We start from the raw sequence: 13,339 nt of genomic DNA on the forward strand, positions 1-13,339 counted from the left end.
CAAAGAAGAAATTTACGCTTACTAAGCCGAAACTACGAAAGCCGCGATCCTATTGATGAACCGTGCAAAAAATTTCGGACTCAGTACGCACAACATTTAATTATACCAACAACATTCGTAATGTCTTCCAAATATATTCCACCACAATAAAATCACCATATTTTACTTTAAAACCAATATAATAACTTATTTACCGACGAATAAAGTGACTAAAATATATGAAAACTTTTCGTATATCCCATTTTTTTAAGATCTCGCATGTAACTGATTAAATGAACATTTCCATTAAATTAATAACTACCTTACAAATATGCGAAACTAAGTTGTGAGAAAAGTATAGATGACTACACTCGCCTTATCATTCACCAAAATTAGTTATTATGGATATTCCATTAAACCTTAATCCTAGCTCACAACGCTTTACCGATCACTTACGTATTTTTATCCGTACGCGTGGCCTTGCTTATAATACAGAGAAACATTACATCTACTGGATAAGTAGCTTTATTCGTTATAAAAATTACGCATCAAAAGATGAAATCGAAGCATTTGATATTCCAAGCTACCTAGAGCACCTTGTCATAAAACAAAATGTCTCACCTAATACGCAGAAAACAGCACTCAATGCATTGGTATTTTTATGCCGAGAGTTTCTAAACCAATCTGTTGATAATTTAGATTTTAAACGGTCAAAAAAAGCTACGACACTCCCCACTGTTTTCACTCATACAGAAGCACTTTCTGTCATTAATAAGTTAAAGCATCCAATAAAATTAATCGCACAACTAATGTATGGTAGCGGACTAAGAATAAATGAATCATTGAGGCTGAGAGTTAATGATATCGATATAGACAAAAAAATAATTACGATTAAAAATGGAAAAGGCAATAAAGACCGTACATCAATCCTACCAGAAAGCATTATTGGCTCTATAAAAACACAACTTGATTTTGTTAAGCACCAACATAAACTCGATGCTATCGATGGGAACGATGAAGTTTATATGCCTCATGCATTAGCTGAGAAATACCCAGCGCAAGCCAAAAGCTATGGATGGCAGTATGTATTCCCATCACCTAGATTAAGTAATGATCCTCGTTCAGAAAAATATCGACGACATCACCTTCTGGATAGAACCGTTCAATCCGCGGTAAAAAAAGCAATCAATACAGTGGGAATAGATAAAAAAGCAAGTTGTCATACCTTTCGGCACAGTTTTGCAACTCGAGTATTAGAACGGGGGACTGATTTAAGAACGATACAAGAGCTATTGGGTCATTCTGATATCAAAACGACCCAAATTTATACGCATGTAATAGGTTTACATTTTTCAGGAACAAAAAGCCCTTTGGATTTTGATTAACCGATATTACATTTCATATTGGCGATGTTTTAGTGAGTAAACAATAGCTTTTACCGCTTTCGCCAAGAAAAAAACGGCAACGATAACAAAAAACTTACTTGATAGATAACCAGGAGTTACGTATGAAATAATTGCAAAAAAAGCACCAATAAGTGCAGATAACATCCACTCTTTTTGCATGATTACATTACCAACCGAGCCATTTCAATACCAACCCCTTTAACCTCATCGACCTTTTCAATAAGAGAAGTCGTAATAAATAGAATATTGGCTTCAATTTGCTCTGATAACCATACAGATTTTGCATCCATTGTTGGTAAATTATCCCAATCACGATTAATGGCATTAGCTAAGCGTACCGTTGCTGCTAATGGAGAATAAATATTATCTATTTTTGGTTCATATTGTTCAGAAATAGCAAAGACTAACTCTTCAGAAAAAGACCAACTCTCTGCCAACTTAGCACCCAAAATAGCACTATCTGTACCAATCGTTGAGCGCTGGGCTGATACTTTAGAACTTCCTTCTTCAATTTTTGCAAGGATCACTGGAACTTGTTCTGACATTACAGTGTGGATCATTAAATCACCAATATTGTGTAACATACCAGCAGTAAAGGCACTATTAGGATTTACAGTACAGCTTTGAGCAATCGCTTTACTTAGAATGGCCACTTCGAATGTTTCTTGCCAAAAAGCTTTTAAATCAATTACTTCTACATATGGGAAAGCACTGATTAAAGATGAAGCAATGATCAATGTTTTTAGTGGCTCAAGGCCTAAACGGACGACAGCTTGGTCGACTGACGACACACTTTTTCCACGGGAGAAATGTGCAGAATTAGCTAAACGAATAACACGCGCACTGACTACTTGTTCCATTGAAATAGTGCGTGATAATTCTTGTAAATCAACATCAGGGTCATTCACGAGTTCCATCATTTCACGGATCACTTTAGGTATCTTTGGTAGTTCATGTGCATGACTTAAAATTTCATTTTGTTCCATATTATTCTCCACAACGAATTGCTACTTTTTCTTTTTCATTACGGCAACAGTAAAGCGACTGGTGCAGACTAAGCGTGCTCGCTGATCTCTAATATCAATTACCCAAACTTGAGTGGTTGCACCTAAATGCACGGGTTTTGCTGTGGCGTAAACAATGCCTTCTCGTACTGCACGAATATGGTTGGCATTTATATCCAACCCTACACAGTATTTTGTTTCATCGACGCACCAATTAGCCGCGATAGAGGCAACGGATTCAGCTAACGCGACTGACGCTCCCCCATGTAACATTCTAAGAGGTTGATGCACGGTTGAAGTGACGGGCATAGAAGCTGTGATAGAGTCATCGGTATACTGACAGTATTCAATATTTAATGCTTCCATTAAAGTATCTCTTGAAGTCGCATTCAATACTGCCAAATCCATTGGACGTTTCCAAATACTCATCATCTCTCCTTAAATGTTCTCTGCTACTACGTATTTCATCAGTTTACACCCAACAAAGCAGATCAAAAACACATTTTCACTTGTTGTACGCTTTTAGTAGCTGATAAACTTCACAAAAATTTTCCACTCTAAAAACAGGATTGATATGTTAAATAAAAGCATGATCACCAATTTAATCTCACTACTCTTGTTAGCAGTCGGTTATTACATGCAACAAAATACGCTGTACTATATTGGCTTATTCGCTTTTTCTGGTGCATTAACTAACTGGCTTGCTATTCATATGCTGTTTGAAAAGGTACCTGGCTTGTATGGCTCTGGTGTTATTCCTGCGCGATTTGAAGAATTCAAAGCAAGTATTAAACACTTGATGATGGAGCAATTTTTCACAAAATCAAATGTAGATAAGTTCCTATCTAAAGAGATGGCATCGGCCACTAATATTAACCTAGAGCCGGTGATTAATAAAATCGATCTATCTCCAGCTTTTGATTCCTTGGTTGAGGTTATTATGAACTCTCAATTTGGTGGCATGTTAGCAATGATGGGAGGCAGTGAAGCGATTCAGCCTATGCGCGAACCTTTCATTGAAAAAATGAAGATTTCAATTACAGAAATCAGTCAACAAGATCAATTTAAGCTTGCGCTAAAAGAGGAATTAGAAGCGCCTGAAATGATGGATGACATTCAAATCACTATCGAAGAGATCATTGACCAACGCCTTAATGAACTAACGCCTAAGTTAGTCAAAGAGATGGTTCAAGATATGATTAAGAAGCACCTTGGTTGGCTTGTCGTTTGGGGTGGTATTTTTGGTGGTGTTATTGGCTTGTTATCGACATTAATCCAATAGTTTTCCGTCTTAAAACAAAATACTCACAAAAAATGCCAGCATCGCGAGATACTGGCATTTTTTTAAATTAAGACCCTAGAATTCGATTAATGAATTGGGGCTTCATCGTCAGCGTTAAATTTACCAAAATGCGCTTCAAGGATCTCAGGCGTTAGTTCACCCGCTTCTTCTAGGCGTTTAAGCTCTGCAACAATCGCTTTTTGCTCTTCAATAGAAGGCAGCGCCACTTCTGGTTTATCTGATTCTTGTTGAACCATGTCTTGCAGTTCTTTTTCAATATCACTCATGATTATTTTCTCAATTCACTAAAACAATTATGGCGATTCTACAAGAGATCCCCATTAAAGGTAAACCTAAAGCAGCCTGTTATACTTTAAAAGCACCAACTAATTGATCTAATCGTTGTGAAAGTGCGTTAAGTTGTTGACTTGAATCTGCTAACTCTTGCGCTGTTGCCGTGGTTAACTCATTAATTCCATTGATTTCTTCAATATTCTGGTTAATGGTATAAACCACGGTTGATTGCTCTTCTGTGGCTGTTGCTACTTGTGTGTTCATGTCTGATATATCAGTAATACTTAGTGCAATACCCGCTAAAACGTCTGTCGCTGTATCTGCTGATTGAACACCACGCGCCGTGACAGCGTGACTTGCTTCCATTGCAGATACGGCATGTTGAGCTTCTGTTTGCAGTTGATCGATCATTTTCTGAATTTCATCTGTTGATTCAGACGTACGGCTTGCGAGTTGACGAACTTCATCGGCCACCACAGCAAACCCACGACCATGTTCACCTGCTCTTGCTGCTTCAATAGCTGCATTCAATGCCAATAGGTTCGTTTGATCAGAAATACCACGGATAACGTCAAGAATAGAACCAATATCTTGGGTTGTTCCTGCTAATTGTTCCACCACATGGCTTACTTGAACTAAATCACTTTCAAGTTGTGTAATTGCATCACGGGATTCAATGACGGTTTGTCGCCCTTCTTGCGTACTTACTTCTGCTTTACTTGCTGATTGAGCGGCGTTTGCAGCATTGGACGCAATTTCATTGATCGTGCTGCCCATTTGATTAATAGCGGTAACCACTTGTAAGGTTTGATCGCGCTGCATTTCACTGTTGTCGCGGGTTGACGTTGCTTTGAGTGCGACATTTTCTGCTGTGGTATGCAATACATGGCCCGTTTCGACGACTTCTGATACGGTTGCATGAATTTTCTCAACAAAACCATTGAAGCCTTTTGAAAGTTCAGCTATCTCATCATTACCTTTAACTTCGATTCGATGAGTTAAATCCCCTTCACCTTCACCAAGTTCATGAAAACGGTGCGCTAATTCTTTAATTTTATTAGTGATAGACCCTGCGCCCCAGATTGCTAATGTAATAAAGATCGCGATAATCACTACTATAGATAGGATAATTTCTTCTGTTGAACTGTGAAGGCTTTCAAATACTTCATCTACAGGGACTTCAGCTACAATAAACCATTCCATTAATGGGATGTAGTGAGAAGCAATGAAGATCTCTTTACCGTCTTTCTCTATGCGACTTAGATTAAATTCTTGCTTAGTTAACAGTATTGATGCTTCAGCTCCTACCACATCATGAATTGATTGCTTACCCATGATGCTTTTATTTTTGTGAATTTTAATGTCGCCATTACTATCCATTAAATACACAAAACCGGTCTTCTCAATTCTAAAACTATTAAGCAGAGATACCATATCATCTAAAGATTTAGATAATCCAGCCAAAGAAACCCCGTTTAACTGCTGAAAATTCACAAATAATTTCACTTCACCATTTTGCTCAGTAAATACATTCAACATGCGATCAGCTCCACCTTGAGTGAAACCAAAGAACCACGCATCTTGTTGTTGAGTCAATTGACGTAAGAAACCATTTTGATTCCAATAATAAGCATTATAACGATTGCCCACTGACGCATCGTTCAAATTATGTTGTCGCTTTAATTGATTTAATTGTTCAATTAAAATCGTTTGGTCTTCCGGTGAAACATTAGGATTTGAAATGGCATCAATAATAAATGGATTATTCGCCATTTGTTCTGCTGCAGAAGAAATCACGGAGACTTCTTTATCAACTTCACCACCAATTTGCTTAAGAATGGTTGGTAATTCAAGCGTAGTTAAACGCTCGTCAAGAGTTTCGAATGCTTTGGTTTGCGCGACAATCCCCACAAGTGACGTCGATGCGATAATCGCGATAACGATACCGGCTACGAGTTTCTGTTTTATTGTTAGGTTAATCATAATTTTTCCACAGCTAAAATAGATTCTTTATATAACGGCGGCACATATTATTACTTTAGTTTATAACTAAACTTTAATTCATTAGCTAAATAGTTGAAAATTCATAATTAAACCCAATCTTATAAGGAACTAATGTGATTTTAATCAGTCACAAAGACATAATTACTAAACAATCCAGACATTGGGTGAACTATGCCAGCGTTAAAAATTCAACAATTACAAACTTATCTTGAATCTCAAGTCATTGGTCAACCTGCGTTAGTGAAGCAACTATTGATTGCTCTGCTTGCCGATGGGCATATTTTAGTTGAAGGTCCTCCTGGTCTTGCAAAGACACGTGCCGTGAAGATTTTGGCTGATTCTATTGAGGGAGACTTCCACCGCATTCAATTTACTCCAGATCTCTTGCCTTCTGATTTAACGGGGACGGATATTTATCGCCAAGAGACGGGAGAATTTACCTTCCAACCCGGCCCTATCTTTAATTCATTGGTTCTTGCGGATGAAATTAACCGTGCCCCTGCTAAAGTTCAAGCGGCAATGTTAGAAGCGATGGCGGAGAAACAGATCACGGCCGGTCGTAACACGTATCAATTACCAGAGCTATTTTTGGTGATGGCGACACAAAACCCGATTGAACAAGAAGGGACATACCCTCTACCAGAAGCGCAACTTGACCGTTTCTTAATGCATTTGGATGTTGATTACCCGGGCGCAGAAGACGAATTGGCGATTCTGCGTTTAAACCGTGGTGAAGCCCTAGGTGAGCAAGCAGAGAAACCACAGCCTTTAGCGCAAAGTGAGATCTTTAAAGCGCGTAAAGAAGTGCTGTCGATTTACATGGCGCCTGAGATCGAACAATACATTATTCGTATCACTATGGCGACGCGTAAGCCAGAACAGTATTGCCAAGACTTAGCGAAGCAACTAGAAATGGGCGTGAGTCCTCGTGCAACGTTAGCGCTTGATCGTTGTGCTCGTGCGCATGCATGGTTAGCCGGTCGTGATTTTGTTAGCCCTGAAGATGTGCAAGCGATGGCTTACCCTGTATTACGTCACCGTCTGTTATTAAGCTTCCAAGCACAAGCGGAAGGGACAACTGCAAATAAAGTGGTTGAACGATTATTACAAATGGTTGCGGCATCTTAACGTCGTAAAGTAATTATATGAAAAAGACTACTCTATCGCTGCCACCACACAGTAATGGCGTTACCTTGTCACTTAATGAATTGGTTCACTATAAGAATCATTCATTACAGTGGCTGCCGCCGTCCCAATCTGTGTGGTCAAAAATGAATGGCAGCCACCAAAGCCGACAAAAAGGCCGCGGTATGGATTTCTCAGAAGTACGTCAATATCAACCGGGCGATGATATTCGCTCGATTGATTGGCGTGTGACTGCACGTACCGGTAAACCTCACACCAAACTCTACAGTGAAGAGCGTGAGCAACCAACCATGCTGTTTATTGATGTCAGTGACACCATGCGTTTTGGCTCTCAACTGCTGTTTAAATCAGTACAAGCTGCGCATTTTGCCAGTTTATTGAGTTGGATAACGTTAGCAGCGAAAGATCGCGTCGGTGGGATCATCTTTGATGGATTATCGACCTTTGATTGCAAGCCCTCTTCTCGTCAGAAAAGTGTGCTGCAATTTATGCAATCCATCATTGAACAGCATAACACCAACAGTGACTCAGAGCCTTTAGATACCGCACTGCAAGCTAGCTCATTTGCCAAGGGGTTAAGCCAGTTACAGCGTTTATGTCCTAAAGGCAGTGAGATTGTGATCATCAGTGATTTCTATGCGCTAACCGATGATTGTAAGGCAATATTCAGTCAATTAAGCAAACACAATCGTATTCAGTTTGTGATGATTAGCGATCCACTTGAGCAAGGTTCAACTCGCTTTAATGGCACAGAATATGTTTCTGATAACAAGCGATCTGCATGGTTAGATTTTTCGTCATCATCGACCAAGAAAGCCTTAGAGCAACAAGCTGATCTTCATAAAGCGTATGTGCAAAACATGGCAATGCAATTAGGTATTAAATTACATAGCTTATCCTCAGGCTTACCGTTATTGTCGCAACTGACGACTTCACAAGAACCATCACAACAAGATAAAGGAGCCAAGTAATGTCTTTATCTTCAACACAACAAGCACCAGCGAGCAACGTATTGCCATTAGCGGATATTCATTTACCGCCAGCGCCATCGTGGGGGTTATCTCTGCAAGGTTATGGTCTGATTGTGGTCATTCTACTCTCTATTGCCGTGATTATTTGGCTAATCTATCGTAAACGCCAACAAGGCACGCTTAAACGTTTGGCATTAAAGCAATTAGCACAACTAACACCACGACAAACCAGTGACATTGCGCGCTTATTGAAACAAGCCGCGTTAAGTCATTTTCCTCGTGAGCGTATTGCTTCGCTACATGGGTTAGCGTGGTGGCATTTTATTGAGCAGCAACTCCCCGTGAAAAAACAGGCCAATGTCCATTTCTCATCTCGTTCTGACATGTTAGAGCAGGCTTTATACGGACAACACGCGTTATCAGAAACCAATCAACAACGTTTTTATGATGATGTACGTTATTGGCTATCTCATGCTTTACCAGTAAAAAAAGTAATTGCAACAGCAACAACAAAAGGACATCAACATGCTTGAATTCGTTTGGTGGTGGGCATGGTTTTTATTACCTATTCCCTTCCTGTTTTACTTTTTTGTACCAGAAAAAGACGTAGGCACAGCGATTCATCTTCCTCGTCTTCCAGATCAAGGGGAATATAAGCAACCGAATAAACGCATCAACATTGGCTTATTGTCTGTAGCTTGGGTGTTATTGATTGCGGCCTTAGCACGTCCGGTATGGTATGGCGATCCGGTTGATATTCAACCTGAACACCGTGACATGATGCTCGTAGTCGATTTATCTGGATCAATGGCCGAAGAAGACATGCAAACCGAGAATGGGGATTTTGTGGATCGCTTAACAGCGGTTAAAAAAGTGGTATCTGATTTTATTGATGAGCGTAAAGGCGACCGTCTTGGGTTAGTACTGTTTGGCGATCACGCTTATCTACAAACCCCACTCACCTTTGATAGAAAAACCGTTGAGGAACAACTGGATCGTACTGTTCTAGGTTTAGTTGGGCAAATGACCGCAATGGGTGAAGGCTTAGGGCTAGCGACCAAAACCTTTATTGAAAGTAGTGCCCCACAACGAACCATTATTTTATTAAGTGATGGTGGCAATACCGCTGGGGTACTCGAACCATTAGAAGCAGCGCAACTTGCCAAAGACAACAATGCCAAGATTTATACTGTCGGTATTGGTGCCGGTGAAATGCAGGTTCGCGGGTTCTTTGGCAAACAAACCATTAATACCGCGCGTGATTTGGATGAGAAAACACTGACTGAAATCGCAACCATGACGGGTGGACAATATTTCCGTGCTCGTAATGCCGATGAGTTAGCGCAGATCTACCAAACCATCGACCAACTAGAGCCCATTACTCAAGCAACACAAACCTGGCGGCCACATGAAGAGTGGTTCCGCTATCCATTAATGGGGTATCTATTTTTCTTCTTTATTATTGTGGGAGTAAGAAAGCGTCATGGCTAATTTTACTTTTCTCTATCCGCTGTGGTTTTTAGCCCTTATCCCTCTTGGGCTATTGGTGTTGATCCAACGTAAAAACAAAAACACCACAGGGTTGATTGCACCGCACATTGCCAAACAATTGGGAATGACTCAAAAAACACAAGGCAATGGCTTTACGTTTGGACTGGTTTTAGCATGGTTATGTGTGACTACCGCCCTCGCTGGTCCTAGTTTTGGTTATAAAGACTCGCCGAGTTTTCAGCTCTCAGGTGCTCGCGTATTAGTGATGGATATGTCTCGCTCAGTGTATGCGACCGACGTAAAACCAAATCGTTTAACTCAAGAGAAATACAAAGCCAAAGATTTACTGCCTTATTGGAAAGAAGGGATGACTGGGCTAGTTGCTTATGGCGCTGACAGTTACTTAGTTAGTCCGTTAACTGAAGATAGCCAAACACTCAATAACTTAATCACTAATTTATCGCCAGAGATCATGCCTTATAAAGGTAAAGGCAGTAACTTGTTAGCCGCGGTTGATCAAAGTATTGAGATGATGACCAAATCAGGCCATCAACAAGGTGACATCATTGTTTTGACTGATGGAATATCAAACCAACAGCTCGATAAAGTGATGAGTCGCGTTAAAGGCACCAAATGGCGGATCAGTTTATTAGGCATAGGAACTAAAAATGGCGCGCCAATTGAATTGCCTTCAGGTCAGTTGCTCACCGACCGTTCTGGTAACACCGTTGTGGCGACTTTAGATCCCGACCCACTAGTGACACTGGCACAAGCTACCAATGGCGTTGCTCAACTGATCCAATCGGATAATAGCGATATTGAAACCATTGCTCGTTTAACTAAAACACCATTAGAGCAAGTAACACAAAACAGTGATACCCAGGTGAACAGTCGTGCCAATCATGGTTATTGGCTACTTTTCCCATTGGTACTGTTCTCACTGCTTTGTTTTAGAAAAGGAATGTTCTTAGCGTTATTGTTGGTGTTATTGCCTGTCGATAAATCCATGGCGAGTACTGAACTATCAAATAGCTTACTTTCTGATGATTACACTGCGCATCAACAGTTTGAGCAAAAAGAATATCAAGCGGCAAGCGAGCAGTTCAAATCCAAGCAATGGAAAGGAGCCGCTCAATATAAAGCGGGAGACTATAAAGGCGCGATAGAGAGTTTAACCGGTCTTGAAGATACTCAATCTCAATACAATCTTGCGAATGCCTTGGCGCAAAATGGTCAATTGGAAGAAGCGAAAGAGAAGTACGAATCTTTGTTGAAAACCGATCCTGATATGAAAGATGCGAAGAGTAATCTTGGTATTGTCAATAAAGCGCTAGAGCAAAAACAGCAACAGCAACAGCAACAGCAACAGCAAGACGATAAAAATAAACAATCGGATCAAAATAAAGACGACAAGCAAGATAAAAAACAGGGTAAACAAAACCAAGAGAATAAAGACAGCAAAGACGGCTCTGAGCAATCTTCAGATTCAAAAGACTCACAATCTCAAGATTCACAGCAGAATCAGCAGAATCAGCAGAAAAATGAATCTCAATCTGATGATAAATCACAGTCTGATAAACAAGATAAATCAGAGGCTTCTTCTCAAGAGCAGCAACAAAAAGATCAAGCTAAAAAAGAACAAGAAAAGAAAGACAAAGAGCAAGCCGCACAAGCTCGTGATAAAGAGGATAAGCAACCTAAATCAGACGAAGAAAAAGAGCGACAAGCTCAAATGCAATCACAACAAGCAAAAGCTGACAGTGACGCCATTAAAACCGATCCTCGTCTACAGAAATTAGAACAATCAGGCGCAAAAGAAGATGAACTGCTGCGCGCCCTATTGTATCTACAAGCAAAACAACAAGAAGCCCCACAAGCTTCTGAGAATGAATGGTAATTAAAATGAGTATAAGACAAACCAGTCCCTACTCTACTGTAAAGAGTTCGACAATGAAGGCTTCTATGAAAAAGACAGCGCTAATCAAAAAAGCGATTTTATTTGCCGCATTATGCGTTAGTGGTATCTCTGCAAGTTACGCTCAGGCCATTGCTACAATAAGTAAAAACCAGATTACTGAAAACGAAGTCATCAAATTAATGGTATCTATCGATAAAAGTGCCGATCAAAGTAAGTTTGACCCAAGCCAACTCGCGCCTGATTTTCGAAGTGGTCAAGTTAGCTTTGGTAGCTCTCGTTCACTAATGAATGGGGATTACAGTGTACAAAGCCAGTGGACGGTTTCTATTGCCCCAACAAAAATGGGCACATTAACCATTCCTAGTATGAATGTCGCTGGTGAGCAAACTAACCCAATAACGATTCGTGTGACTAAAGATGCTACCGCCCCAAAAAGCAGTGATGTTATTAAAGTAAGCGGCTCGCTAACAAAAGATGAATTGTATGAAGGTGAAACAGCACAATTTAATGCCAAGATTGCTATCTTTGCGGATACTCGTCGTTTAAAAGATCCAAACATCATCACACCGCAAGGGAATGGCATTGAGTTCTCTCCTATTGGTGAAAGCAAACAATACCAAACAGTGATTGATGGACTGCAAGCCACTGTGGTTGAACAAGCCTTCAGCGTCAGTGCAAGCCAAGCAGGCAAATTAAGCTTTGATGGTTTAGCCTTTACTGGTGGATTAGTGCAAACCGATCGTTATGGTCGTAGCACCAAATTAATCCCACTAAACATCAGCCCTAAACAATACCAATTAACGGTATTAGCAAAACCTGCTGATTTTACAGGTACTTGGTTACCGACTACGGATTTAAAACTAGGACAGCAATGGCTAGTTGATGGGAAGCCATTATCTGATACCACAGTAGAAGCCGGAACAGCCATTACTCGTCAAATCACGCTAATGATGGCAGATGTCCCACCAGAGAAATTACCAAAACTGGATATTGACTATCCTAAATCGGTTCGCATGTACGATGAGAAACCTGCAATCGGTAAAGACAGCCAAGGCAATAGCGTGATGACGATTAAGCAAGTGATCATCCCTCATACCAGTGGTTCGGTAACATTACCTGCGGTTTCAATTCAATGGTGGAACAGTAAAACTCGTCAATCTGAGACAGCAACTCTCGATTCACTGACGTTAACAGTGACGCCGAGCACTCAAACTAATGAACAAAAGATCGCAACACAAACAAATGCGCAACCAGAAACCATAGTAAAACGTGAAGTTGATCATGGTTTTTGGCCATATACAACGTTTGCTTTTGCCCTTTTATGGATATTAACGGCAATAGGTTGGTATATTAGTCGAACAAAAGGTCACTCTACAGACCTCGATATTACGAATAATAAAGTGAATGTTACCAATGGTAGCAAAGCCCTTATTTCTGCGCTTGATAATAACAACATGATTCTTGCACACCAAATAATTTCTGACCATTATGAACAGTGGAGTAAACAAGGAGTTTATGTTGTTGAAATTAAAGACTTAGTTACTCAGTTAGGCCAACAGCAGTATGCGGAAAACAAAGAGAAACAATCGAAAAAACAACTTATTAACGAGATTAAACAGAAGTTTACCTTTCTTAAAAAACCATCTCAATCTAATGTAGAACTTGAAAGATTATAACGGTTTTTAATTTCACTTAGCGTCAGTAATCTAGGCTAACGGACTCGTATCGTTGGCCTTTTTTATACCTTAAATTCTGAAATCTATCCCCATTTAACACATTCTTTAAATCGTCTTTTTTCTGTTGTCCTTTATTCATTAAACAAATTAAGAGGCATATCACATTAG

At 40.0% G+C, this 13,339-nt stretch carries 13 protein-coding genes; 8 read left to right on the forward strand and 5 right to left on the reverse strand.

The genetic code is table 11. The features are described 5' to 3' along the window. Positions 1-380: 380 nt before the first annotated feature. Positions 381-1,364, forward strand: a complete 984-nt coding sequence (locus A6E06_RS11415; RefSeq protein WP_065593602.1) for an integron integrase — start codon at positions 381-383, stop codon at positions 1,362-1,364. Positions 1,365-1,370: 6 nt separating this feature from the next. On the opposite strand, the gene A6E06_RS19820 is transcribed toward A6E06_RS11415, so the two are convergent. The 3 genes from A6E06_RS19820 to A6E06_RS11425 are packed head-to-tail and all read right to left on the reverse strand — an operon-like array spanning position 1,371 to position 2,818. Beyond that, a complete protein-coding gene (locus A6E06_RS19820; RefSeq protein ID WP_141676959.1) occupies positions 1,371-1,544 on the reverse strand; it encodes a hypothetical protein in 174 nt (57 codons plus the stop codon). A 2-nt stretch (positions 1,545-1,546) separates the two neighbouring features. Continuing rightward, a complete protein-coding gene (locus A6E06_RS11420; protein ID WP_065593601.1) occupies positions 1,547-2,371 on the reverse strand; it encodes an HDOD domain-containing protein in 825 nt (274 codons plus the stop codon). Between the two features lie 21 nt (positions 2,372-2,392). Beyond that, entirely contained in the window at positions 2,393-2,818 is a 426-nt protein-coding gene (locus A6E06_RS11425; protein WP_065593600.1) for a hotdog fold thioesterase, read from the reverse strand. A gap of 145 nt (positions 2,819-2,963) precedes the next feature. Here A6E06_RS11425 and A6E06_RS11430 point away from each other — a divergent pair, with 145 nt between their 5' ends. Then, positions 2,964-3,671, forward strand: a complete 708-nt coding sequence (locus A6E06_RS11430) for a DUF445 domain-containing protein (protein ID WP_065593599.1) — start codon at positions 2,964-2,966, stop codon at positions 3,669-3,671. Positions 3,672-3,757: 86 nt separating this feature from the next. Here A6E06_RS11430 and A6E06_RS11435 read toward each other — a convergent pair whose 3' ends face one another. Both A6E06_RS11435 and A6E06_RS11440 read right to left on the reverse strand, forming a co-directional pair. Beyond that, on the reverse strand, positions 3,758-3,958 hold the full coding sequence (locus tag A6E06_RS11435) for a hypothetical protein (protein WP_060993023.1): 201 nt from the start codon (positions 3,956-3,958) through the stop codon (positions 3,758-3,760). Between the two features lie 79 nt (positions 3,959-4,037). Beyond that, positions 4,038-5,948, reverse strand: a complete 1,911-nt coding sequence (locus tag A6E06_RS11440; protein WP_065593598.1) for a methyl-accepting chemotaxis protein — start codon at positions 5,946-5,948, stop codon at positions 4,038-4,040. A 192-nt stretch (positions 5,949-6,140) separates the two neighbouring features. On the opposite strand from A6E06_RS11440, the gene A6E06_RS11445 reads away from it, so the two are divergent. From A6E06_RS11445 to A6E06_RS11470, 6 genes are all read left to right on the forward strand, one after another. Then, complete coding sequence (locus tag A6E06_RS11445; RefSeq protein ID WP_065593597.1) at positions 6,141-7,097, forward strand: MoxR family ATPase; 957 nt, start codon at positions 6,141-6,143, stop codon at positions 7,095-7,097. Between the two features lie 17 nt (positions 7,098-7,114). Continuing rightward, the gene (locus A6E06_RS11450) at positions 7,115-8,086 is read left to right on the forward strand and encodes a DUF58 domain-containing protein (protein WP_065593596.1); all 972 of its coding nucleotides are present in this window, start codon (positions 7,115-7,117) and stop codon (positions 8,084-8,086) included. Beyond that, positions 8,086-8,619, forward strand: a complete 534-nt coding sequence (locus A6E06_RS11455; RefSeq protein ID WP_065593595.1) for a DUF4381 domain-containing protein — start codon at positions 8,086-8,088, stop codon at positions 8,617-8,619. The genes A6E06_RS11450 and A6E06_RS11455 overlap by 1 nt, the downstream gene beginning before the upstream one ends. Next, positions 8,612-9,577, forward strand: coding sequence for a VWA domain-containing protein (locus A6E06_RS11460; protein ID WP_065593594.1), 966 nt, complete (start codon positions 8,612-8,614; stop codon positions 9,575-9,577). The genes A6E06_RS11455 and A6E06_RS11460 overlap by 8 nt, the downstream gene beginning before the upstream one ends. Beyond that, positions 9,570-11,474, forward strand: coding sequence for a VWA domain-containing protein (locus A6E06_RS11465; protein ID WP_065593593.1), 1,905 nt, complete (start codon positions 9,570-9,572; stop codon positions 11,472-11,474). The genes A6E06_RS11460 and A6E06_RS11465 overlap by 8 nt, the downstream gene beginning before the upstream one ends. Positions 11,475-11,539: 65 nt before the next feature. Continuing rightward, positions 11,540-13,171 (forward strand): BatD family protein, encoded by a 1,632-nt coding sequence (locus A6E06_RS11470; RefSeq protein WP_255312081.1) that lies wholly within the window; start codon positions 11,540-11,542, stop codon positions 13,169-13,171. Positions 13,172-13,339 lie beyond the last annotated feature (168 nt).

The sequence above is a fragment of the Aliivibrio sp. 1S175 genome, from assembly GCF_001690985.1.
Lineage (GTDB): Bacteria > Pseudomonadota > Gammaproteobacteria > Enterobacterales > Vibrionaceae > Aliivibrio.

Excerpts from the sequence above, each read along its gene's own strand:
- A6E06_RS11415 (WP_065593602.1), top strand. The coding sequence starts at position 381 with ATGGATATTCCATTAAACCTTAATCCTAGCTCACAACGCTTTACCGAT.
- A6E06_RS19820 (WP_141676959.1), bottom strand. The coding sequence starts at position 1,544 with ATGCAAAAAGAGTGGATGTTATCTGCACTTATTGGTGCTTTTTTTGCA.
- A6E06_RS11420 (WP_065593601.1), bottom strand. The coding sequence starts at position 2,371 with ATGGAACAAAATGAAATTTTAAGTCATGCACATGAACTACCAAAGATA.
- A6E06_RS11425 (WP_065593600.1), bottom strand. The coding sequence starts at position 2,818 with ATGAGTATTTGGAAACGTCCAATGGATTTGGCAGTATTGAATGCGACT.
- A6E06_RS11430 (WP_065593599.1), top strand. The coding sequence starts at position 2,964 with ATGTTAAATAAAAGCATGATCACCAATTTAATCTCACTACTCTTGTTA.
- A6E06_RS11435 (WP_060993023.1), bottom strand. The coding sequence starts at position 3,958 with ATGAGTGATATTGAAAAAGAACTGCAAGACATGGTTCAACAAGAATCA.
- A6E06_RS11440 (WP_065593598.1), bottom strand. The coding sequence starts at position 5,948 with ATGATTAACCTAACAATAAAACAGAAACTCGTAGCCGGTATCGTTATC.
- A6E06_RS11445 (WP_065593597.1), top strand. The coding sequence starts at position 6,141 with ATGCCAGCGTTAAAAATTCAACAATTACAAACTTATCTTGAATCTCAA.
- A6E06_RS11450 (WP_065593596.1), top strand. The coding sequence starts at position 7,115 with ATGAAAAAGACTACTCTATCGCTGCCACCACACAGTAATGGCGTTACC.
- A6E06_RS11455 (WP_065593595.1), top strand. The coding sequence starts at position 8,086 with ATGTCTTTATCTTCAACACAACAAGCACCAGCGAGCAACGTATTGCCA.
- A6E06_RS11460 (WP_065593594.1), top strand. The coding sequence starts at position 8,612 with ATGCTTGAATTCGTTTGGTGGTGGGCATGGTTTTTATTACCTATTCCC.
- A6E06_RS11465 (WP_065593593.1), top strand. The coding sequence starts at position 9,570 with ATGGCTAATTTTACTTTTCTCTATCCGCTGTGGTTTTTAGCCCTTATC.
- A6E06_RS11470 (WP_255312081.1), top strand. The coding sequence starts at position 11,540 with ATGAAAAAGACAGCGCTAATCAAAAAAGCGATTTTATTTGCCGCATTA.